The 23195-nt window shown below is 34.7% G+C and carries 18 protein-coding genes; 11 read left to right on the plus strand and 7 right to left on the minus strand.

The window, feature by feature from the left end; genetic code table 11:
- The first annotated feature begins 26 nt into the window (after window positions 1–26).
- The 5 genes from atpD to gshA all read left to right on the plus strand — a co-directional run bounded on the left by atpD (window position 27) and on the right by gshA (window position 4433).
- A complete protein-coding gene (gene atpD, locus CICURV3402_RS02725; RefSeq protein WP_158379722.1) occupies window positions 27–1409 on the plus strand; it encodes a F0F1 ATP synthase subunit beta in 1383 nt (460 codons plus the stop codon).
- A gap of 24 nt (window positions 1410–1433) precedes the next feature.
- A complete protein-coding gene (locus tag CICURV3402_RS02730; protein WP_187306917.1) occupies window positions 1434–1853 on the plus strand; it encodes a F0F1 ATP synthase subunit epsilon in 420 nt (139 codons plus the stop codon).
- A gap of 318 nt (window positions 1854–2171) precedes the next feature.
- On the plus strand, window positions 2172–2483 hold the full coding sequence (gene rplU, locus CICURV3402_RS02735) for a 50S ribosomal protein L21 (RefSeq protein WP_158379724.1): 312 nt from the start codon (window positions 2172–2174) through the stop codon (window positions 2481–2483).
- A gap of 20 nt (window positions 2484–2503) precedes the next feature.
- The gene (rpmA, locus tag CICURV3402_RS02740; RefSeq protein WP_158379725.1) at window positions 2504–2761 is read left to right on the plus strand and encodes a 50S ribosomal protein L27; all 258 of its coding nucleotides are present in this window, start codon (window positions 2504–2506) and stop codon (window positions 2759–2761) included.
- 109 nt (window positions 2762–2870) lie between these two features.
- On the plus strand, window positions 2871–4433 hold the full coding sequence (gene gshA / locus CICURV3402_RS02745; protein ID WP_158379726.1) for a glutamate--cysteine ligase: 1563 nt from the start codon (window positions 2871–2873) through the stop codon (window positions 4431–4433).
- A 262-nt stretch (window positions 4434–4695) separates the two neighbouring features.
- Here gshA and CICURV3402_RS02750 read toward each other — a convergent pair whose 3' ends face one another.
- On the minus strand, window positions 4696–4893 hold the full coding sequence (locus CICURV3402_RS02750) for a hypothetical protein (RefSeq protein WP_158379727.1): 198 nt from the start codon (window positions 4891–4893) through the stop codon (window positions 4696–4698).
- A 136-nt stretch (window positions 4894–5029) separates the two neighbouring features.
- Window positions 5030–6289 carry a CNNM domain-containing protein gene (locus CICURV3402_RS02755; protein ID WP_187306902.1) on the minus strand — a complete coding sequence of 420 codons (1260 nt, stop codon included), beginning with the start codon at window positions 6287–6289 and terminating at the stop codon, window positions 5030–5032.
- A gap of 886 nt (window positions 6290–7175) precedes the next feature.
- Between CICURV3402_RS02755 and ffh the strand changes: the two genes are divergently transcribed.
- The 5 genes from ffh (at window position 7176) to rplS (ending at window position 10702) form a co-directional block, all read left to right on the plus strand.
- Window positions 7176–8537, plus strand: coding sequence for a signal recognition particle protein (gene ffh / locus CICURV3402_RS02760; protein ID WP_158379729.1), 1362 nt, complete (start codon window positions 7176–7178; stop codon window positions 8535–8537).
- Between the two features lie 141 nt (window positions 8538–8678).
- Complete coding sequence (gene rpsP / locus CICURV3402_RS02765) at window positions 8679–8939, plus strand: 30S ribosomal protein S16 (RefSeq protein WP_158379730.1); 261 nt, start codon at window positions 8679–8681, stop codon at window positions 8937–8939.
- A 27-nt stretch (window positions 8940–8966) separates the two neighbouring features.
- A complete protein-coding gene (gene rimM, locus CICURV3402_RS02770; protein WP_158379731.1) occupies window positions 8967–9491 on the plus strand; it encodes a ribosome maturation factor RimM in 525 nt (174 codons plus the stop codon).
- Window positions 9491–10291 (plus strand): tRNA (guanosine(37)-N1)-methyltransferase TrmD, encoded by an 801-nt coding sequence (gene trmD, locus CICURV3402_RS02775; RefSeq protein WP_158379732.1) that lies wholly within the window; start codon window positions 9491–9493, stop codon window positions 10289–10291. The genes rimM and trmD overlap by 1 nt, the downstream gene beginning before the upstream one ends.
- 63 nt (window positions 10292–10354) lie before the next feature.
- Window positions 10355–10702: a 50S ribosomal protein L19 gene (gene rplS, locus CICURV3402_RS02780; protein ID WP_158379733.1), complete on the plus strand. Its 348-nt coding sequence runs from the start codon at window positions 10355–10357 to the stop codon at window positions 10700–10702.
- Between the two features lie 2981 nt (window positions 10703–13683).
- Here the strand turns inward: rplS and dut are convergent.
- From dut to rapA, 4 genes are all read right to left on the minus strand, one after another.
- Entirely contained in the window at window positions 13684–14142 is a 459-nt protein-coding gene (gene dut / locus CICURV3402_RS02785) for a dUTP diphosphatase (RefSeq protein WP_187306903.1), read from the minus strand.
- Between the two features lie 165 nt (window positions 14143–14307).
- Entirely contained in the window at window positions 14308–14430 is a 123-nt protein-coding gene (locus tag CICURV3402_RS07545) for a phosphopantothenoylcysteine decarboxylase domain-containing protein (RefSeq protein WP_407079054.1), read from the minus strand.
- Between the two features lie 465 nt (window positions 14431–14895).
- Window positions 14896–15036 (minus strand): hypothetical protein, encoded by a 141-nt coding sequence (locus CICURV3402_RS07550; protein ID WP_407079055.1) that lies wholly within the window; start codon window positions 15034–15036, stop codon window positions 14896–14898.
- A 116-nt stretch (window positions 15037–15152) separates the two neighbouring features.
- A complete protein-coding gene (gene rapA, locus CICURV3402_RS02795; RefSeq protein ID WP_158379734.1) occupies window positions 15153–18080 on the minus strand; it encodes an RNA polymerase-associated protein RapA in 2928 nt (975 codons plus the stop codon).
- Between the two features lie 3666 nt (window positions 18081–21746).
- Here rapA and yigL point away from each other — a divergent pair.
- Window positions 21747–22580 (plus strand): sugar/pyridoxal phosphate phosphatase YigL, encoded by an 834-nt coding sequence (gene yigL, locus CICURV3402_RS02800; protein ID WP_158379735.1) that lies wholly within the window; start codon window positions 21747–21749, stop codon window positions 22578–22580.
- On the opposite strand, the gene rsmD is transcribed toward yigL, so the two are convergent.
- Entirely contained in the window at window positions 22539–23141 is a 603-nt protein-coding gene (gene rsmD, locus CICURV3402_RS02805; protein ID WP_158379821.1) for a 16S rRNA (guanine(966)-N(2))-methyltransferase, read from the minus strand. The genes yigL and rsmD overlap by 42 nt on opposite strands.
- Window positions 23142–23195 lie beyond the last annotated feature (54 nt).

The raw sequence follows: 23195 nt of genomic DNA on the forward strand, positions 1-23195 counted from the left end.
TTATTAAATTAAGTAGAGGATTTGAAATGTTAACTGGAAAAATTATCCAGATAATTGGTGCTGTAGTGGATGTTGAATTTCCTCAAGAGTCTGTACCTAAGGTATACAACGCACTTGAAGTTAAAAATGATGCCATCAAATTAGTCATGGAAGTACAACAACAATTAGGGGGGGGAGTGGTTCGGTGCATTGCCATGGGATCTTCTGATGGCCTTCAGCGCTGGCTTACTGTCACTGATTTAGGTCATCCTATTAAAGTTCCTGTTGGTAAAGAAACCCTGGGGCGGATCATGAATGTGTTAGGTGACCCAATTGATATGAAGGGACCCATAGGAGAGCAAGAAAGATGGTCTATTCATCGTCAACCTCCTTCTTACGAGGAGCTTGCCAATTCACAAGAACTATTAGAAACCGGCATCAAGGTGATGGATTTAATTTGTCCTTTTGCGAAAGGCGGAAAAGTGGGACTATTTGGGGGTGCCGGCGTTGGGAAAACCGTCAATATGATGGAGCTCATCCGTAACATTGCGATAGAACATTTGGGATATTCTGTGTTTGCCGGGGTGGGTGAACGTACTCGTGAAGGAAACGATTTTTATCATGAAATGACAGAATCTGGCGTTTTGGACAAAGTGTCTCTTGTATATGGCCAGATGAATGAGCCTCCAGGAAATCGTCTACGTGTGGCGTTCACCGGCTTGACTATGGCTGAAAAATTTCGGGATGAAGGCCGAGATGTTTTATTATTTATCGATAATATCTATCGATATACCTTGGCGGGTACTGAAGTATCAGCGCTTTTGGGGAGAATGCCTTCTGCGGTCGGTTATCAGCCGACTCTAGCGGAGGAAATGGGTGTCTTGCAAGAACGTATTACTTCCACCAAAAAAGGTTCGATTACTTCTGTTCAAGCCGTCTATGTTCCTGCAGATGATTTAACTGATCCTTCACCTGCAACGACATTTGCTCATTTAGATGCAACTGTGGTTTTAAGTCGTCAAATTGCATCTCTGGGGATTTACCCCGCCGTAGATCCATTAGATTCAACGAGCCGACAGCTTGATCCCTTAGTTGTGGGTCAAGAGCATTACGATGCTGCTCGAGGTGTACAATCAATTCTTCAACGTTATCAAGAGCTCAAAGATATCATCGCGATTTTAGGGATGGATGAATTATCAGAAGAGGATAAACTGGCGGTTTCTCGGGCGCGTAAAATTCAGCGTTTTCTCTCTCAACCTTTCTTTGTCGCGGAAGTCTTTACGGGGGCGACAGGAAAATTTGTCTCGCTTAAAGACACTATTTTTGGGTTTAAAGGAATAATAAACGGTGACTATGATCATTTACCGGAGCAGGCGTTCTATATGGTTGGCACCATTGAAGAAGCCTTAGAAAAAGCGAAAAAATTATAACGCACCAGATTGGAGATAAATATGATGACACCCACTTACCTTTTAAATGTTGTCAGCGTCGAAAAAAACATGTTTTCTGGTGTTGTGCAAAAAATCCGTGTCACAGGAAGCGAGGGCGAATTAGGTATTTTCTCTGGACACACTCCTTTATTGACTGCCTTGAAGCCAGGGATGGTGTGTATAATAAATGAGCATGGCGAAGAAGAATTCACTTATTTATCAGGAGGGATCCTTGAAGTTCAGCCAAAGCTAGTCACTATCTTGGCGGACACGGCCATTCGAGGGGAAGATTTAGATGAAGAGAGGGTGTTAAAATCAAAATACGATGCAGAGGCGAATCTCAACAAACCGCACACTGATATTGATCACACTAAAGCTTCAATTGAATTATCTAAAGCACTTGCAAAGTTGCAAATTATAGAACTGATAAAGTTAAAAAAATAATTATTTTTTAACTTTAAAGTTAATATATGTCACTGTTAATAAAGTCTATTGATTTATGCAGTTTGTTGCGGTCTGGAGACAGGGCTCTGGGAGTTTAGAAAAATACGGTAGGGGGATTGCATTTATATACGTTCTTTAAAAAAGAGGTAGTGCTACTTACTGCATTTTTATTTACATTTCTAAGAGTTTTATAGGGCGACAGCTATGTCTTCTTTCGACTCTGTTCTTGTTATCTGTTTTATATTTGCGTAAAATACCCGGATTATTATTAATCTATAGGGCTTTTTATTTTTTTCGCTCAGAAATCAGGGCTTTAATATGTACGCAGTTTTTCAAAGTGGTGGTAAACAACATCGTGTAACTGAAGGAGAGACTGTTCGTTTGGAGAAGCTGAGCAATGTAACCGGTGAAAAAATTAATTTTAATCAAGTCTTGATGATCTCAGATGGTGAAACGATCAAAGTCGGTGCGCCTTTAATTAATGGAGGCCTAGTTCAAGCGGAAGTGATTGCACACGGTCGTGCTGATAAAATTAAAATCATTAAATTTCGTCGTCGTAAGCATTATCGCAAGCAGCAGGGACATCGCCAATGGTTTACGGATGTAAAAATTATTGGAATAATAAGTTAATTCTTCAAGAGGAGTGATGTATGGCACATAAAAAAGCGGGTGGATCAACTCGTAACGGTCGCGACTCCGAAGGCAAACGTCTGGGCATAAAGCGTTTTGGAGGAGAAAAAGTTCTGGCAGGTACTATTATTGTTCGTCAGCGCGGCACTAAATTTCACCCCGGGATTAATGTAGGTTGCGGAAAAGATCATACATTGTTTGCTTTATCTCATGGCAAAGTAAAATTTGAAGTTAAAGGTACTAAGAACCGCAGTTTTATCAGTATTGAAAGGGAATAAAATTTTGAACCCTGCTTCAATAATGCTATAAAAAAGCCTCAAAAATTTTGAGGCTTTTTTATTAATGTGTTATCCAATCATATTTGTTTTTTCAAAAAGGTAGATCAATGTGATCCCAGACGTATCACAAGCGCTTTCTTGGTTGGAAGCACATCCAAAGATATTAAAAGGCATCCGTCGAGGTATTGAAAGAGAAACACTAAGAGTGACACCTAATGCTCACTTAGCAATGACAATTCACCCTAAAGTGTTAGGGTCTCCTCTTACTCATCCATGGATTACCACTGATTTTTCTGAATCCCTATTGGAATTTATTACTCCTGCTGATCAGAATATTCAAACATCGTTAATGTTTTTGCGTGATCTTCATCGTTATACCGCGCGTCAGTTAAAGAATGAACTTTTCTGGCCTTTAAGCATGCCATGTTTTATTAAAACTGCAGAAGATATTCCGTTAGCTCAATATGGTTCTTCTAACCTAGGGCGGTTTAAAACGCTTTATCGCGAAGGCTTAAAAAATCGCTATGGGGCATTAATGCAAATCATTTGTGGTGTTCACTATAATTTTTCTTTGCCATTGGCATTTTGGCAAACCAAAGAAGGCATAGAAGACGAAAAAAAAGGGAAAAATGTCATTTCCGACGGCTATCTTCGCTTAGTGCGTAACTATTACCGTTTTGGCTGGGTGATTCCTTATTTATTTGGTGGATCCCCTACAGTGTGCTCTTCATTTTTAAGAGAAAAAAAATCTTCTTTAGCGTTTAAAACATTTGGAAAAAATACGTTATATCTGCCGTATGCCACCTCTTTACGTTTAAGTGGTTTAGGTTATACCAGTATCGCTCAAAGTAATTTAAAAATGAATTTTAATGATCTGCATATGTATGTGAATGATTTAAAAAGAGCCACTCGAATTCCTTCTAAAGAATATGCAAGAATCGGTTTAAAAAATAAAAATCGTTATTTGCAGTTAAATACTAATTTATTGCAAATAGAAAATGAATTATATGCTCCTATTCGACCTAAGAGGAGTACTAAGATAGGTGAGCTTCCTTCAGATGCCTTACTGAAAGGAGGGATCGAATATCTTGAAATCCGTTCTTTAGACATCAACCCATTTTCACCTATAGGGATAAATGAAACGCAAATTCGTTTTTTAGATCTTTTTTTAATTTGGTGTATATTGGCTCCCTCGAATAAGATGAGCGACGACGAATTACTTTATACTCAGAACAATTGGAAAAGAGTGATATTGGAAGGGCGTAAACCAGATCAAGTGCTGAATATCGGCACCAAAAGAAACGCTCAGTCTATCAAAAGAATAGGAAAAACTTTATTTCAAGGTTTCACACGAATAGCAGAAATCATTGATGAAAAAGATAAGAGATATCAAAAAGCGTGCGATGAATTGCTGATGTATTTTGAAGATCCTAATTTAACTTTTTCTTCGCGTTTTCTTAAAGAAATACAAGAAAACCAAGGAGAGAGTATTGGGCTTGAGCGTGCCAAAGAATATTTTGAACAGCTTCAAAAAGAGCCCCTTGAGCTACTAACAGAAGCTCAATTATGTGATGAATTTAGTTCATCATGGCAACGCCAAGCCGAACTCGAGCGGGTGGATACTATGAGTTTTGAGGAATATCTGCGACTTCACTCTTGTCGTTATTGTTAATTCAGGAAGATGGCCCATATTCCTCAGGTAGGCAACTTATTTTTCACACGCATTGCTAACTGTCTTCTTTGGTATTTCTGAGTGTCTTCTTTGGGTTCTTTATGATACAGCTAGCCCGAAGATCAAGATATTCCATTCTTTTTCGATTTTTTATCTTTTACTGTCAGCTTCATTTAGATAAAAAGTAACATTAATAGATTCTATCTCTTCTTTGAATCTGGCCATCTGATTTGTTACATTTTCAAGATTAGCACTTAATATTTTAGGATATATCATATCTTTTTTCTAATATTTTTACCTCAAGTTTCCTATCTGCTATCATAAGATCATAAGTTATTTTAGGTCTTCCTGATGGCACTGGCTCTGTATGTTTTTGTTCCATAACTTTATTTTCTTTTTTTAGACAAGGAAAAAACCACTTTCCGATTTCTGTAAAGAAATTTTTACAGTCATAAGACATTTCATTATTGAGTTTAGTTTTTTTCTGATGAAGTTACCTGAATCGTAATCACTTGATCAGCAATACTAGTATTGATTCGGTTTGTCATAATATCTCCTGTTTAGAGCGTAAAAAAATTTTCGATAGGTTTTTATTTTTAAGATAAGGCTTTGATTCTGACTTGTCTGATTCTGTTTTTCTGTACCTCTATCACGGCAATTTGGTAAGAACCAATACATAACTCAGTATTCACAGGCGGAATTTCACCTAACTCTTCTAACAACAGGCCGTTTATTGTGCGCGATCCCATTGGTAATGACCAATTAAATGCTTTGTTTACATCACGGACACTAGCACTGCCATCAATTAATACAGAACCATCACTTTGAAGATTCACCTCTTCCGTTAAATTGGGAGACATCGAGGTCGTAAAATCTCCCACAATTTCTTCAAGAATATCTTCTACTGTGACTAGCCCTTGAATATCACCATATTCATCAACAATAATACCCACTTTTTCTTTATTACGTTGAAATTTAATCAGTTGTATATTTAAAGGGGTTCCTTCAGGAATAAAGTAAATTTCGTCGGCCGCACGTAATAAATTTTCTTTATTAAATTCTTTTTTTTCTGTCATAAGGCGGTAAGCTTCCCTGACTCTCAGCATACCAATTGCATCATCTAAAGATTGACGATAAAGCAGAATGCGGCCATGTGGTGAATGCGTGAGCTGACGCATAATAGATTTCCAATCACTATTCACATCAATACCTACTATTTCATTTCTAGGAACCATAATGTCGTTGACGGACACTTTTTCTAAATCAAGCACTGAAATCAACATGTTTTGATGACGTTGTGAAATCTGTGAATGGGATTCATTAACAATACTACGCAGTTCTTCTTTACTGAGCTGATCAATATGATGAATAGATTCCTTAATTCCAAATAATCGCATGAGTAAATACGTGGTGCCGCTTAAAAAGCATAGCATCGGCATCATGATTTTTTGCAATGGAATTAGCAGGAAGCTGCTTAAAAAGGCCGTTTTTTCGGGATATAAAGCCGCAATCGTTTTTGGCATCACCTCAGAAAAAACTAATATCAAAAAGGTTAACAACCCAGTGGCTATGGCAACGCCAACGTCACCATACAAACGCATCCCAAGAATTGTCGCCAAAGAGGAGGCAAGAATGTTTACCAGATTATTGCCGACCAGTACTAGGCTGATCAGGCGAGCAGGTCGTTGCAATAATTTTTCTACTCGACGTGCCCCGCGATTTCCTTGCTTAGCAAGATGGCGTAAACGATAGCGATTCAGAGTCATCATACCTGTTTCAGAGGCAGAAAAATAAGCAGAAATGATGATCATAACGATTAAAATAAAAATAATAGTACCAGTTGACACTTGCTCCAACAGAGGTTCCTTCTGTATATAGGTTAATAGTAGAAATCAATGTTTTTAAAAAATTGAAGTTAAACGATGACCAGAATAAGCCGATCTAAGCAAAAATGCTCTCATAAAACTTAACTACAATGCAGGCCGCTCTCGTCAACCTGAACAATAATGAGACTAAAGTAACACGATATAAACACACCAATCTATTATTTAAAAGATACCTTTTTCTATATTTACTCTGTCAAACAAATTATCTTTGTAAAAAAGACCGCTGAGCAAAGTGAGTGTCAGTAAAGTAGCGCATAGAATACAATCATCAGAGTAGAGTATGCAAAAAAGCGAGCCCAAGGTGAAAAACAATGTGGTATTAAGCAATAAATAAATGATAAATTCACTAGGAATAAAATTTGAAAAAATAATATTCACCATGTCAAAAATATACATAATCAGTAAAAAACCTAATCGCGACCAGGGAAAGCAGTGAGCGTCATCATAAAAAACAAGGATACTAATGATAGAATAAATGTTCATTAAACTCAGGTTTTATTGCCCCCTATGAACATTAAAAATTTGATATTTAAGTGCCACTAAATGACACAATAAAGCGTTAATGGCAAAGACAAAAGCGCATCTTCGACAGTGTCTGTTGCGCCTTAATAATCGTGTCATCATCAAACTTGGGTTCAATGAATACCCCATCAGGGCTACAATCGAAAAAATAGACACGGCACATTCAATCAATACCGGATAAATTAATGAAAAGAGTTGTAAAGTATAGCTTTACCTAAGTTTCCCTCCAACTTTTATATCAAGTTAAATCAAAGATGATTTATACTATTCTTTCCCTTTTTTTATTTTCAATACAATTCTCACAGGGCGAATTGATTTATTTGAGCAAAAACATATGTTTAATAATTTAACTGAAAGATTATCACGCACGCTACGTAATATCAGTGGTCTTGGCCGACTAACAGAAGAAAATGTGAAAACCAGTCTGCGCGAAGTACGTGTTGCTTTGTTAGACGCAGATGTCGCTTTATCCGTGGTACGCGATTTTATTCAGCGGGTGAAAAAAAAAGCAATGGGCCACGAAATTAATAAAACTTTAACACCTGGCCAAGAATTTATAAAAATTGTGAAAAATGAGATGACCTCCGCAATGGGCCAGTTTAATATCGAACTTAATTTAGCGACGCAACCGCCTGCGGTGATATTAATAGCTGGTTTGCAAGGGGCAGGGAAAACAACTAGTGTCGTTAAATTGGGCAATTTTATTACTGAAAAACAAAAGAAAAAAGTTTTGGTAGTCTCGGTGGACGTTTATCGGCCTGCGGCCATCAAGCAATTAGAAACCCTTGCACAATCAGTAGGTATTGAATTTTTTTCTTCTCACTTTGAAGAAAATCCCGTTGATATTGTCACTCAAGCTTTAAAATACGCCAAACTTAAATTTTATGATGTCTTGATTGTGGATACAGCAGGGCGTTTTCATGTTGACGAAAATATGATGAATGAAATCAAACAACTGCATTTGTCTCTCAATCCTATTGAAACGCTTTTTGTGGTAGATGCAATGACAGGTCAGGACGCCGCAAATATCGCTAAAGCCTTTAACAAAGCACTTCCACTGACAGGTGTCATCTTAACTAAAGTGGATGGAGATGCTCGAGGTGGTGCCGCATTATCTATTCGACATGTTACGGGAAAACCCATTAAATTTCTTGGAGTCGGTGAAAAAATAGAGGCACTAGAACCTTTTTATCCTGAACGAATTGCTTCTCGCATTTTGGGAATGGGGGATATCTTATCTCTTATTGAAGATATTGAAACTAAAATGGATAATGCTCAGTCTCAAAAGCTGGCAGAAAAACTGAAAAAAAGTACCCAATTTAATTTAAACGATTTTTTAGAGCAACTGAAACAAATACATAATATGGGAGGGATGAGCAGTATGTTGAGCAAATTGCCTCAAATGAGTCAATTACCCGATCAAGTCAAATCCATGATGGACGATAATTTAACGACTCGCATGGAAGTTATCATTTGTTCTATGACCAAAAAAGAACGCATTAAACCCGATATCATTAAAGGTTCTCGAAAGCGACGTATTGCAGCGGGATCGGGTACAAAAATACAGGATATAAACCGTTTGTTGAAACAATTTTATGAAATGCAAGGCATGATGAAAAAAATGAAAAATGGAGGATTATCTAAAATGATGAGAGGAATGAAAGGGATGATGCCATTCAACCTTTTTAGGGGTTAAATTTAAGAATAGAAGATTTAAATCATTTCAGAGAGTAACGAATATTGCTTTTTGTTATTAAATAAGCCAAAATTCTTGGCTTTTTACTAGGAGTTTAAGTCGATTAGGTTTGAGAGCATATTCTTTATATGAGAGGGTGGTATGGTAAAAATTCGCTTGGCTCGCCATGGTTCTAAAAAACGTCCTTTTTATCAAATTGTTGTCTCTGACAGTCGCAATGCACGTGATGGGCGTTTTCTTGAAAAAGTGGGGTTTTTTAATCCTATTGCATCAGGCAAAGCAGAAAAATTACGATTAAATATAGATCGCATTGAACATTGGAAAAATGTTGGGGTAGAGTTTTCTGAACGTGTTCAGGCTCTTATCAAAGCCGAGAAAAAAAATCTTCAGACGGCTTCTTAAGCTAGAGATACATTTTAGGCGCTACTAATGACAACCCACTTAAAGCAACCTATTATTGTCGGAAAAATAGGTGCAACCTATAGTGTTCGGGGTTGGCTTAAAATGTTTTCATTCACTGAAAAGACAGACAGTATTTTTGATTATCAACCTTGGTTTATTCAACATAAAAATCATTGGCAATTTATCGAAATTGAAGATTGGAGGTGTCATCAGCAAGATTTTTTATTAAAAATTAAAAATGTTAATCAAAAAGAAAAAGCCCAGCATTTTGTGAATACTGAGATTACCATCGACGCTTCGCAATTACCTGTGCTAGAAGAAGGTGACTATTACTGGAAAGATATTATTGGATGTCAAGTCATTCATATTTCTGGTGACGTTATCGGAACAGTCGTTTCCATGATAGAAACAGGTGCGAATGATGTCATGGTAGTCCAAACACAGATACAAGATCACAAATCCTGTTTAGTTCCTTTTCTTTTTGATCAAGTTGTAAAAAAAGTCGACAAGGTCATGCAGCAAATTCAAGTAAATTGGGATCTCGATTTTTAATGATTTCAACCAAATTTCAAAGCGTCAGCGAAAATAAATTATGGATAGGGGTGATCAGCCTTTTTCCCGAAATGTTTCGCGCAATAACTGACTATGGTGTTACTGGTCGTGCTATTAAAAAGGGGATTATTCATATTCAATGTTGGAACCCTCGTCACTTTGCTCACAATTTCAATGCTAGTGTTGATGATCGTCCTTATGGTGGTGGACCAGGCATGTTGCTGATGATGCAGCCTTTAAGGGATACCATTCATTCAGCAAAAAAAGAAGCGATTCATACAGGCAAAAAAAAAGTGATTTATCTTTCTCCTCAAGGGAAAAAGCTGGATCAACAGTCTGTTCGTCAACTGGCGCTTTACAAAAATATGATTTTAGTCTGTGGGCGCTATGAAGGTATAGATGAACGTTTAATCGACACTGAAATTGATGAGGAATGGTCTGTAGGTGATTATGTTCTTAGCGGGGGGGAATTACCAGCTATGACCTTAATTGATGCAGTCTCTCGTTGTATTATAGGCGTTTTAGGTCATGAAGCTTCTGCTAATGAAGATTCTTTTTCTGACGGTTTGCTTGACTGCCCTCATTATACACGACCTGAAAATGTTGATGGCATGACGGTCCCAAACGTATTGCTTTTAGGAAACCATGCTAAGATTCGCCGTTGGCGTTTAAAACAATCTTTGGGGCGAACATGGCTTAGAAGGCCGGAATTATTGGCAAAACTCACTCTAACTGATGAGCAAATTTTATTATTAAAAGAGTTCCAAAAAGAACAAAGACAGAATGATTACCATCGATAAATAATATTAATTTAACCCCTCTTTTTTAAAATATCAGTTTATCTAGAAATGAAGAGAGACATTATGAGTGATATAATTAAACAAATTGAAGAAGAACAAATGAAGAAAGATGTTCCCGCCTTTCGCCCTGGGGACACATTAGAAGTAAAAGTATGGGTAATTGAAGGCACAAAAAAACGTCTTCAAGCTTTTGAAGGTTTTGTGATAGCCATTCGCAAGCGTGGATTAAATTCTGCCTTTACCGTGCGTAAGATTTCTAATAGTGAAGGTGTTGAAAGAGTTTTTCAAACTCATTCGCCTATTATTGACAGTATTACTGTCAAGCGCCGTGGTGCTGTTCGTAAAGCAAAATTATATTATTTGCGTGAACTTACTGGTAAAGCCGCTCGTATTAAAGAAAGAATCAATTGATTTTTTATATAAAACAGTGATAAAATACGTCACCATTTTTATTTTTTTTGTACTCGATTTTTTAAATATATTTATCGAGCGTAATTTCAATAATGTTTATTTCCTATTTCTATTTTAAATTTTCGATAAAATGGTAAATAATAATCAACAGCTTTATTTATTTCTGTTTGATATAATTTATAATTTTTAGGTAAAGGATCTATAATAGAAATAATTCTCATTGCATCACTTAAATGGTAATAATATTTAATTTATTCTTTTAATACATCATTGAAGAACTGGGGCCCACTTTATGAAATATTTTTTCATATAATATTTTATTAAATATTTATTAGTGTCATTTTCGTTATTATTCTCTTTAAAAGAAGGCCATTCCTCAGATATACAATATCTCGTTTTCAGAATAACGTTTCTCCATTTCTTTAATAATTTTTTTAAGAACAGTATTACGAGGGAGACTGTCAAAATTACTTATATTACACCCTCTAAATTAGTCGAATAAGGTTCTACCTGTAACTTTAAGAAAATTTCTTCCGGTCCTGCAATGAAAATAATTTCACTTATATCATCAGGAATTATATCGTCGGTGTTGAGATAAATACAATTATATTCGTCTATGATCTAGTAACGAAGCATCATTAGATGCTGTTGTATAATTTTTATGTGGTTCTTTAAGAAAATCTTGGGATTGTTTTCTAGATAATGTTTTTAAAATTGATTAAAAAAATTCGTTTTTAATATTGATCACACGCAAATTTAAAATACTCTATAACTAATTTTTAATATTATAAAATACACTGGAAAGAGAAGTAGAAATATGTACGATAGATTGATAATGACTGGTATTACAAGTATTATGTGTCATATTTTTATTCATTCTGAAAGAATGTTTTTATCTCCTAATCATATATAATAAATTTTTTAGGAATAGGTTATGGCTGATAAATTAATACTTGGAAGCTCTGCTAATAAAACTGTGTTTAAGTGAATATTAAAAGAATTTTCTGACACAATAGGTTTTTCATTAAAAAATAAATTGCTTTCGATGTTTAATCAGTTTTAAATATTTTTGTTTTATCCTTTAAGTGACCTGATTTTCTTTTATACGGGCTTATATTTTGTGTTTTATATTTTATTTTAGTTAATGCCAGACCTCCTTATTTTAAGGCCGATTTTACCTATTCTCCATTTTTATTAAGAATCACAAATTGGCTTGTTTTGAATTTTTTATCTGTATTGATTTTATATAATTGATAATGTTTATTTTGTCCTGTATTTATTAAAATAAAAAGATGATCATCTATATGATATATACTTCATGTTAGTCAAATATTAAAGGGTTTATTTAAAACTAAAGTCAGTGTTTGTTTTTAGGAGGGCCAGAAGGGGCAGCAATATGATCAATTGGTAATTCTTTTGTAACTCGGTTTCTAATAATTCTGATGTTTGAGAAAATGCTTAAAAATAGAATATTCACAGCGACATTAATAGCACTAGATAGTGCTTGATTAAAATCTTCTTTTCTTTCTTCAAAAGAATCTGCATTAAAACTTTTTCAAGATGAATTCCTATTTTACTTAATCAAAGGCTGCTGTTGGAGATGAGATAACACTCAGTTTGAATGAGCTGTACGGGTAATCAGTACGGTATTCAATGCAGAAATATTCAAAAGAGCTATATCCCATCTGATTGCAGCAGGTGATTTGGAGTATCGGCATCTTTCTCCACTTGCATTTTTATTTGTTTTTTAAAAAACGAAAGGCGTCCTTCTCTCTAAGATTTGAATGAACATATTTTATGTGTTGATCATCACAGATATCTTTTTCTATGATTTCAGTCACATGTTTTTGAAACAGTTTTTTCTGTTGATCATTAAAAATGAGATAGTAATTTATTTTTTATTTTCATTAAAATACTGTATCTCTATCCAAGTTTTAATGTGTTATAGATTTTTAAATTAAAAAATACGTTTTTGTAGTTTTTTTACTTTTTTTGCAATTCAATTATATTATTTAGAATATAAATAATATATTTTGTTTTATTTTTATTAATGACGACAAGTATATCGGTAAATATATAATATTTTATTTTAAAATGGAAACTATCAGATTTATGATTTGAAAATTATCATATATAAAATCACTAATGGATAAAGATAAAAAATAATCAGTATTTTGTTGATATTTATAAGCAAGATTATTTAATAATTTTTATGATACATTATACCTTTCTTTAGATAAATCGTTTGTACTTTATTATTTTACTAATCGTGCAATAAAATTTGCTTTTGCAACTATTTGATATTGATTTTCAGATTTTATCTAATAATCAGTCATGGTGTTTTCATATGTTTTTGAAAAATTGATGTCCTATAATCAGTTAATTAGTTAAGATAGTCTTATTCTGGCTTCATTTCTATGATTATAACATTGGGCACCGGCGCCTTCTTTGTAAGCACCGACATGATCATCTCAAAAATCAGGAGATTCACGATTAAAAGCACTAAAATTTATCAGTACAGTTTGAGTTAAAGTATATGATTTTATTAGGTTTTTACAGTATTCTTATCCAGTAATAGTATCATGGTTATTGGAAGAATTTTAAAATCTATTTAAATAAGTTTTATTAAGATTAATATTGATATTAAATTTTTATATGTTCTTATTAAAATAAGAAAAATCCATTTTAATGATATTAGACATATTTAATACAACCTCGTATGTCATTTTTGACATGTATGTATTTATAATAAATAATTTTCATTAAAATGAATAGCAAATTAAATGCTTGTGGGCATATTAATATCTATTTTTTCGCAAAAGACTTTGATATAAATAATAAAATACTTGTGTAATACCATATACATTATTGATCACTACGAAGTATTCTATATGATATATCTGACACTATTTTTAATTTTAAATATGCACAAAAACATAAAAATAAATAAAGCTTTCATATTGATTTATTTTCAGATTCCATTACTGCCGACCAGAGTGGCCAAAACCTCCAGATCCACGTTGACTAGATGTAAATTCAGACACGATATTTAATTCAACCTGTACAACAGGAACAAACACCATTTGAGCAATTCTATCACCAGGATTGATCAAAAAATCGATTGGACTTCTATTCCATACAGATAACATCAATTCACCTTGGTAGTCAGAGTCAATGAGCCCCACCAAATTTCCTAAAACGATCCCGTTTTTATGCCCCAACCCGGAACGCGGTAAAATCACAGCGGCTAAATGAGGATCAGCGATATAAACTGCCAGTCCTGTCGGTAGAATCCGGGTTTCTCCTGGAGATAAATGTTGAGGCGCTTGTGTACAAACCCGCAGATCTAAACCAGCAGATCCGCTAGTTGCATAAGTTGGTAAGGGAAAAACATCACCAATCCGTTTATCAAGAATTTTAATATCAATTTTTTTCATCATAACGAGTCAAAACCTCTTTAATTAAAAGCTGTACAAGAATATTTGTATCTTACAGTGGCAACGTTTTTTCTCCGTTTTACTAAAAAAGATGTAAAGCATTTCTATTAGCATTAAACCCTTGATTTGAAAGCGAGACATCATTTACACAGATGAGATCTGGATTTTTTAAATTAATTGTTGTCGAACAGATTTTTGCATATCATGAGTTTCGGCAGCGAAGCCAACGACAAAAAGACAATTTTTTGTGATATGAGCGACCTCAAAAACAATGTCTGTATTTTTAACCATTTTCAGCCTGATTTTGTCTTTTGCAAATTCTATTTGTTCAAAGCTTTTATTACTGATAAAAGCACGGGATCAAAAGCTTCTCGAGTGTGCCATGCCGTGAGCATAATGCGAAACCCGTAACCATCTTTTTGGGTGAAAAATAATTTTTTACCAAAGCCACAATATCAGGAGGTTACATCATACGACCTGGTCCATTATCGCCATAAGCCTGATCGCCATTGTGCGGTCCTCATAATAAAATGCCACTTTCAGATAGAATTTTTAAATTAGTTTTAGTGGCTTTCGCTTGGTATATTTGTTGATTCATCTAGGTAAGGACGACGACATGACGGAAGCACTTAAACAGAGTCTGGTTAATAAATCATCGGCCGTGAAGACGGAAACACGTGCCAAAAAATCGGCAGTGGTGGGCGCTATAATCAATAAATCAGCCTATTTTAACAATTTAATATGCCCCATGGCTACTTACTCAGCATCTGGATCAAATAAGTGATCAGAGATGAGGTGTCCATAAACGGATTGTAAAGTCAAAATAGTAATAAAATATTTGTCTGCCTCTATCATAACAACACGAACTTTTTTACCATTTTCATGCAAACGGTGCACGATATCTGGAGATTTGTAAGAAGCAATACCGCCACTTCATCTAAGTAAAATTTGCTTTCCAGAAAGCAGTGTTATTTAATCCTTCCATATTTTTTAACGACAATGTGATTGTACCTTTATTCATGTACGACTACAATTAAACGAATGGCATCAAGTCGAAAGACAGCTTGACCAATATGGTTGAGAGTGTGATCACGGCTTTTTTTCAGAGACGCTATTTCATCGTCCCGAATATTAGGGTTCATTGTTTTTAATGTTTTTAATCGGTTTAATTCACTACTTAATTCATTATCAGCTTCTTTTTTTGCTGACTCAATTAAGGCATTTGCCTCTTTCGTGATGATGGATTTTGATAATTCTAATATATCCTGTACTTCTTTTTGCACAGCTTTAATACATTGATGAGCGGTATGACGATCAACTTTATTGAGCATGGCATTTATTTTTTCGAACGCTACCTGAGTCGATAAATTATTTCCTTTTTTATCTAGTAACATGCGTATCGGTGTGGGAGGTAAAAAACGCGTCAGTTGCAAAGATTTTTTCGCTTGCACCTCGATGACATAAATCAACTCTATCAGTAGAGTACCTACAGGTAAGGTTTTATTTTTTAAAAAAGCAACAGAACAACTGCCCATCTCACTAGATAAAATCAAATCGATTCCATTTCGAATGATGGGATGCTCCCAGCTGAGAAACTGAGCATCTTCTCTTACCAAAGCGGTCTCGCGATCAAACGTGATTAAATTTCCCTCCGGTGATAAACCAGGAAAATCCGAGAAAAGCATATGATCAGAGGGGATCAATAGCATCATATGCTCGCTCTGATTCTCTTGATGAATACCAATAATATCAAACAAATTCATAGCAAATTCGATTAAATCAACATCATTATTCTGTTTTAGAATCGCTTGCGCGTATTTTTTCCCGCTTTCTCCTCCACTGGAATTCAACTCAAGCAAACGATCGCGCCCTTGCTCTAATTCTAATGTGATGGCTTTTGCTTGTTTTTGACATTCCTCGATTAATTGATCGAAATCTTCTGATGCATCTGGTGTATTTAAATATTTTTTTAATCTTTGCTCAAAACTAGTATAGAGTTTATGTCCAACGCAGCAGCTTTTTTCTAAGGCATGCAACCCTTCGTGATACCAACGCAGCAAAATGCTTTGGGCACTGTTTTCGAGATAAGGCACAAAAATATTAATGTCATTTTTTTGACCAATTCTATCAAGGCGCCCTATTCTTTGTTCCAATAAATCTGGATGAAGAGGCAGATCAAAGAGCACTAGGTTATGTGAAAATTGAAAATTTCGGCCCTCTGATCCTATTTCTGAGCACAGAAGAACTTGGGCTCCTTTTTCAATTAAAGAAAAATAAGCCGCTGAGCGATCCCGTTCAATCAATGATAAACCTTCATGAAAAACAGCCGAACGAATCCCTTGGGCTGTTCTTAATATATACTCCAGCTCTAATGCTGTACGCGCATGAGTACATATGACCAGTACTTTTTTATCGCGATATTCAAGTAAAAAATCTATTAGCCATGTTACTCGCGGGTCAAAGTGGAACCAATCTTCTTTATGTGTCCTCTTTTGATATGTTCTTTCTAGATATAGACTATCTTCAATAGAAGTCGCAGTATTCAGTGTTTTAATACAGGTTTGATACTGAGAGGGAAAAGGCAGCTTAATGTCATGCAATTTTCTTTTTTTAAAGCCCTTAATGCTATTTCGGGTATTCCGAAATAAAACACGGCTTGTTCCATGGCAATCTATCATAAAGTCAATAAATTTTTGGGTGCGAGCCTCCTCTTTAAGACGGTCTATTTTCTTGCTTTTTTGAAAATTTTCTCCAAGCTCATGGATAAGTTTTAACCAAGGCCCGAGATCTGTTGGATGAACAGTTTGAGTCAAAAAATCGTTTAATTGCTGTATTTTTTCTAGCACTAGAGGTTTTTTTTCCAGAATAAGCGTCACTACCTCTGCAATCAGACGATAATTTTTTTGCTCATTAACAAATGTGGCGTAATCATAAAAACGATTTTTATCTAGTAAACGTAATCGAGCGAAATGACTCTCCTCACCAAGTTGTTCTGGGGTCGCCGTTAAAAACAGTATGCCCGGTACATGGTCCGTCAGCTGTTCAATAGCCTGATATTCTGGGCTGATATTTTTTTCACTCCAAGACAAATGATGGGCTTCATCCACAATCAAAAGGTCCCAATCTGCATTGATAAGATCTTTGAGTAGCATTTTATTTGATTGAATTAAATTTAATGAACAAATTACCCATTGCTCTGTTTCAAATGGATTTATTCTGTCATATTTGGATTCAGAATATCGGCTTTTGTCAAAAAGAGAAAAATGTAGATTGAAACGGCGCAACATTTCTACCAGCCATTGGTGTTGCAGATTTTCAGGCACGACAATTAATACTCGTTCGACTCGACCTGACAACAGCTGTTGATACAGGATCATGCCCGCTTCTATTGTTTTGCCCAGACCGACTTCATCGGCTAAAAGCACGCGTGGCGCGTGGCGCTGTCCTATTTCATGCGCAATATGTAATTGATGGGGGATCAGATTGGCACGAACGCCTCGTAAACTCTGAGACAAAAACCGAAGCTGTTTGCTCTGATGTATGCGTGCACGAAAACGCAAAGCAAAATATGTAAAATTATCTATTGTACCTGAAAAAAGACGATTTTTTGGATGACGGAAAGTCAGTTTGTTATTTAAAAATTTTTCACGGATCACCGTTGTATTTTTTTCTTTATCTGTTCTTGTGCCGATATAGCTGATCAAATTGTTTTCTTCAACCACATTATTTATTTGCAGTGACCAACCTTCTTGATGTTGAATCAGATCACCCGGATGAAATAAAACCCGTGTAATAGGTGAACCCTGCTTCGCATAACGCCTTTTCTCGCCCGTTGCAGGAAAAGATATAGTCACCATACGTAGATCAATGTCAATAATAGTACCTAAACCCAGTTCCGTTTCTGTATCGCTTAGCCAGCGTTGGCCCAAAGCAACAATCATAAATGACCTATTTGCTTATTTTTGTAATGTAAGAGATGATATTTTTAATAAGCAGTATATTAATTAAAATATTCATGATCGTCATTTTTAAAAATTGCGATCTTTTTGTTTGTACGCTCTGTATGCTTTTAATTTATAGTATTTGTTAAAGTTTAAAAAGAGGTGCACTAAAGACAGATGTGAATTTTTTGAGTTCATACGCATAGAATGTTGTCACAAAAATAGACTCAATAATTATGTTCCAAAAAATTTGTGGGGATAAGGAGTAGAATTTTTTGTTAATTCGGAGTGTTTCTCTAATGGGTGTCTGTAAAATTCATTTGGTCAACAGTATTCTAAATAAAAATTTTATTGCAGATAAGAAAATGAGCGTTGGGAGATAAGTCGCTTTACCTGAGTCTCTTCTTAGTTACCTTCAATAAAAAACCGAAATAAAAAGATAAGTAGTTATATTTAGTCAGTTGACTAATGCAGGGCAATTAAGGTTTAGTAGCCGAAATACGCAATTGGACTACCGATTAATGCGATTTTTATGTTAGTTATAAACCACAGTTACGTCTGCATTATGATGTGGAGTAGCGGATAAACCGGAAAAGTTCACGGTTTTTTCGTTCCGGTCTATTGACCTTGCTACGTCTCAGCACCTTGTTTAGTAGCTGTTTGGTGAAATTTTCAAATCAACGAAAAAGGCTAAAAGTATAGCTACCATTAAACTCCGCTTTAAATCTATCAATTTATACTTGATTATCCCCAAAATTTTAATCAGCTTGTGCAAGCATAGCTGAGACGCTTTATACTTCAAGATAATATCTATATCCTTTCCTTTTTATGTATAGAAAACATCTCGACTCCTCATGGAGGAGCGTCATGAAAATCTTTGATCCTCATAATTATCTTGAGTTACGTGATATTTTTCCTGAATTAACGCCTGTCCAGTTTTAGTATTCGTTGTTATATGCTTTTGGCCTGTCTCAAAAAGAAATATAGACGGTTCGTGATGTGTCATATAAGGTAGTTAAAGCATAAATATCAGAGGCTAAATCTCAGTTTGAATTAAAATCCCTGATAGGAGTATTGACGGTGATATACGTGAGATTAGTGCTTTTGCTTTTTATCCGGTGCCAGAGACACAGGAGCATAACGGTGAGTTAAAAATAAAAATGTCTATTTGTCTTAAAGGCATCTATATTTTTGAGAAGAGTTGATACTGACAATTCAAAGTCGTTTGATCTCTTTTTAAGATAAAACCGATGAGTTTAGTATGAGTTTCAATCTAAAAGACATTTTCAATCAGATGATTTATCTATTGAAGAATCATTCTCACTCCTGCCACATCCGTAATAAAACCTCTCATTATCTTTATATAAATCCCGCAATGCGGGAATTATTGAATTTACCCAAAGGAGTTCCTATTGAAGAGAAAGGCTTATCTACAATCAAACTGGATAGGGCGAATTTTTGAAGGTATCTCTCAGAAAGAAAGGGGGTCATACAAAAAGAAACTTCTGTCTCTTTACTGATAAGCGCGCATTGTGGAAAAGACCATAGAATTGAACCCTATATTTTTGATATTTCTCCCTTCTTTAATCAATTATGCCAACTTATCTGGACAATGATAGAAGTCAGACAACGCCAATTTTTTCATTATAGGAATATATCCAAGGTAAATTACTAAAACATTAATAACGCAACTATCCGACTACCTAATACGATATTTAGTCAACGCGAACTTGAGCTCATTTTTATTTTTATCATAATTTAAGTTAAAGAGAAGTAGCTGAAGTTTTAAATCTCTCTCATAGAACGCTTGGCAATAAATTGCTGAGGATTGATGAAAAATAGGCGTTCTTAACTAAGAAAAATTCAAAAAATATCTTGAAGCAAGAGGAGTTAATAAGGTTATTGCCGATCATTTGTTAACAGCGAGTATTAAGCTGATTGATTGACTACATATAATCATAAGCTGTTTATTAAAAATATGACCTGACCTTTAATTTGATTACTATGTACTGAGAGTTGATCAAAAACAAGTTTTATTTAAAATGTCTGCTCAATGCTTTTATATAAGTTCAGTATTGTATTTAACGTTTTTTGGTAAATAATTAAACAAATACCGCCGATCTTTTTGGGTTATAAAAAAGAGTACATGCTATACGATGCAATATTAGATAATCTTCAACATCATGAACGACCTATATACCGTTTTTATTTTTCGTGCATTTAAGTCTATTTTCTTTACATACTTTTCTAAGTTCAATAATAAATTTTTGTTCTATCCAAAAAGAGTTACTGTGTTTCTTTTTAAAAAAAGAAATATTTTTCAAAAAATATTGACTAATCCTGCATCGATAAGTTTATTTCTAGTCACTTGGTTAGTTAATGCATCATTAAGAATAGTTTTTCCTTCTTCCAAGTTTAATTTTTACTCATTTTTGATGAGTCCATTTTTAACAAAGCATGCATTATTTACTGTAGCCCTCACAGAATCGTTTTTATTAAATTTACTAAGTTTTGGATTTTTAAAAAAATTTACTGGATTATGCTGATTGGTCATTTTGAATTTTAAAATTCATTAAAACTTCTATTTGTTTTGATTACATCAGAATTAAAAAAATTGACAATATTCAAATATTTTTAATATTGTCAATTTTTGTTACCTCTCTACATAATTAGGGGGATTTAAATATTCTCATTTAAATCTTGAGTGTTAATCGAACTATTATGCTCCTCACCTGTTGAATTTTTCATCGTCTCATTAAGAGATATTTTAATTTTTCTAAATCTTTTTTTGCTTAGAAAGTTTTGTGTGTTTTGCGTCATAAGTTTTTAATTTGTTTAATTTAGTATCAATTTTTTAACTATCTATTCGGTTTTTTAAACTAATTTATTTTATTTTTATCTGTCTCCAAAATATTATAATTGATTCTCTTGCCAAATATACTAGTTAATATATGCATATTAATTCTGCATGTCCTATTTTATATTTTATTAAGTTAAATAGAAAGTTAAATTTTAGAAATAATTTTAAATTTAGTTAAAATCCGCTTTTAAAAGACGATTAAATGATACTATTAACAAAATTAAATTTATTGAAATAAAATGGTTTGCTTATTTAAGGTTGAATCTTTAAATCTCCGGTTATTATTCAAATTTGCCTATTGGTTCGGTCCCGGATAATGATCTATACCGATAACCATCACTTTTATATCGATGCAGGTGTTCCAGGTTTTGTATCTCTGTTTTTTCTTGAGAGTCAGACTTTGCCAAAACGGCTCTAGCAACTGCATTGCGGTTTTTATCCTTATTTAAAGCGGACTGCACTCGGTGGCGTAGGCCGATCTCTAAAAGCATTCGAGCATAAACAACGTTTCTCGATGCGACCAATTTCACATAATAATTTTGCTAGGCCATTCTATTTAAAATAGCAGACTACTCAGTAACTTTTCTAGTCGTACAAAGAAATGTGTCATGATAAGCTGGCGGTGTATAGTGGTTAGAAGAGCGTAATGACGTAAATATTTCTAATACGCGAAACATGAAGTTTTATTTGAATAACATCGATTACGATCCTAAGCTTTCAATCTGACATTCCATTTTTCACAGTATTAAGCTTCGTTGTCCTCCCATCTTTTTTTAAACGAATTTAATTAAAGGTAAAATATAGATATGTATCATATTGTTGCTTCTGATTTAGATGGCACCCTGTTGCTACCTAACCATACTTTATCGACTTATACCAAAAAAGTACTCAAATCCTTAGCTGAACGTGATATTCACTTCGTTTTTTCAACGGGGCGTCATCATATCGATGTTTCACAGATTAGGGATAATTTAGGGATAAAAGCCTTTATGATTACCTCTAATGGAGCACGGGTTCATGATCCTGGAGATGAATTGATTTATACAGGTAATCTTGATGATGATATTGCTCGTGATCTTTATGAGATAGAATACACAAATCCTGACATTATCACGAACGTTTACCGAAATGATGGTTGGCACGTCAGTCGTGAAAGCCCTGAACAGGCTGATTTTTTTCGTGAATCCTTATTCCATTATCAGCTTTTTTCACCGGATACGCTAAAGACAGAGGGTGTCTGTAAGGTGTATTTTGTTTGTTATGATCATCAAAAATTGCTGTTACTCGAAAAAGCAATGAATCTGCGTTGGGGTGATCGTGTTAATGTCAGTTTTTCAGTGCCTCATTGTTTAGAAGTGATGGGTGGGGGTGTATCCAAAGGTCATGCATTAAAACAGGTGGCTAAAATCCTCGGATATTCTCTTGAAGAATGCATCGCTTTTGGTGATGGCATGAATGATTTAGAAATGTTATCGATGGTAAAAAAAGGATGCATGATGAGTAACTCGTATCCACGTTTGAAACATTTATTACCTAAAATGGAAGTCATCGGATCTAATATGGATAATGCGGTTGCAAATTATTTGCAAAAGCTTTTTTTAAAAACGCCTTTGATGACAAAACAACTCACGAATAAATAATCGATAAACCACTTGTCCCATTATTTTTTCTTTTTGTAATCTCCAATGCGAAGGAATCCTCTCCAAGTTATAACTCGATTCAGATTCGATATAAATCCACGCTTCATCAGACAACCAGCTTTGTTGCTCTAATAACGGGATAGTATATGACAGAAGCCCTTGATGAAATGGAGGATCAAGAAAGATCAGATCGAAGGGCTTCTCGCAGGGGCGATTCAACCAGTTCAATGTATTGGTCTCTATCACTTGTGCATTTTTTGCTTTTAATACGGCTAAATGTAAAAGTAATTGTTTTGCAACACGGTGATTGTACTCTAATAGCACGGCTTCTGCTGCATAGCGAGACAGTGCTTCAAGCCCCAGGGCCCCACTTCCAGAAAAACAATCAAGACAACGGGCATTTTGGATCATAGGTGCCAGCCAATTAAATAAAGTTTCTCTCATACGAGAGCTGGTGGGCCTTAATCCAATACTGTCATAGATAGCCAATTTTCTTCCTCGCCATTGACCGCCGATAATTCGAATCTGCCCTTGACGTTGAGATTGTGATGGTTTTGCCATAAAAAATAAAGAAAACCTTGTCATGCTTAAGAAAAGAAAATGATAGACTTGATC

It is taken from the genome of Candidatus Williamhamiltonella defendens (genome assembly GCF_900699045.1).
Classification (GTDB): Bacteria; Pseudomonadota; Gammaproteobacteria; order Enterobacterales; family Enterobacteriaceae; genus Hamiltonella; species Hamiltonella defensa_A.

What these genes read in the sequence shown, in the direction of transcription:
- rpmA (WP_158379725.1), top strand. Translation starts at nt 2,504, where the DNA reads ATGGCACATAAAAAAGCGGGTGGATCAACTCGTAACGGTCGCGACTCC.
- dut (WP_187306903.1), bottom strand. Translation starts at nt 14,142, where the DNA reads ATGATGAAAAAAATTGATATTAAAATTCTTGATAAACGGATTGGTGAT.
- rpsP (WP_158379730.1), top strand. Translation starts at nt 8,679, where the DNA reads ATGGTAAAAATTCGCTTGGCTCGCCATGGTTCTAAAAAACGTCCTTTT.
- rsmD (WP_158379821.1), bottom strand. Translation starts at nt 23,141, where the DNA reads ATGGCAAAACCATCACAATCTCAACGTCAAGGGCAGATTCGAATTATC.
- rplS (WP_158379733.1), top strand. Translation starts at nt 10,355, where the DNA reads ATGAGTGATATAATTAAACAAATTGAAGAAGAACAAATGAAGAAAGAT.
- rimM (WP_158379731.1), top strand. Translation starts at nt 8,967, where the DNA reads ATGACAACCCACTTAAAGCAACCTATTATTGTCGGAAAAATAGGTGCA.
- atpD (WP_158379722.1), top strand. Translation starts at nt 27, where the DNA reads ATGTTAACTGGAAAAATTATCCAGATAATTGGTGCTGTAGTGGATGTT.
- rplU (WP_158379724.1), top strand. Translation starts at nt 2,172, where the DNA reads ATGTACGCAGTTTTTCAAAGTGGTGGTAAACAACATCGTGTAACTGAA.
- CICURV3402_RS07545 (WP_407079054.1), bottom strand. Translation starts at nt 14,430, where the DNA reads ATGGTTAAAAATACAGACATTGTTTTTGAGGTCGCTCATATCACAAAA.
- CICURV3402_RS02730 (WP_187306917.1), top strand. Translation starts at nt 1,434, where the DNA reads ATGACACCCACTTACCTTTTAAATGTTGTCAGCGTCGAAAAAAACATG.
- rapA (WP_158379734.1), bottom strand. Translation starts at nt 18,080, where the DNA reads ATGATTGTTGCTTTGGGCCAACGCTGGCTAAGCGATACAGAAACGGAA.
- trmD (WP_158379732.1), top strand. Translation starts at nt 9,491, where the DNA reads ATGATTTCAACCAAATTTCAAAGCGTCAGCGAAAATAAATTATGGATA.
- ffh (WP_158379729.1), top strand. Translation starts at nt 7,176, where the DNA reads ATGTTTAATAATTTAACTGAAAGATTATCACGCACGCTACGTAATATC.
- yigL (WP_158379735.1), top strand. Translation starts at nt 21,747, where the DNA reads ATGTATCATATTGTTGCTTCTGATTTAGATGGCACCCTGTTGCTACCT.
- CICURV3402_RS02750 (WP_158379727.1), bottom strand. Translation starts at nt 4,893, where the DNA reads ATGTCTTATGACTGTAAAAATTTCTTTACAGAAATCGGAAAGTGGTTT.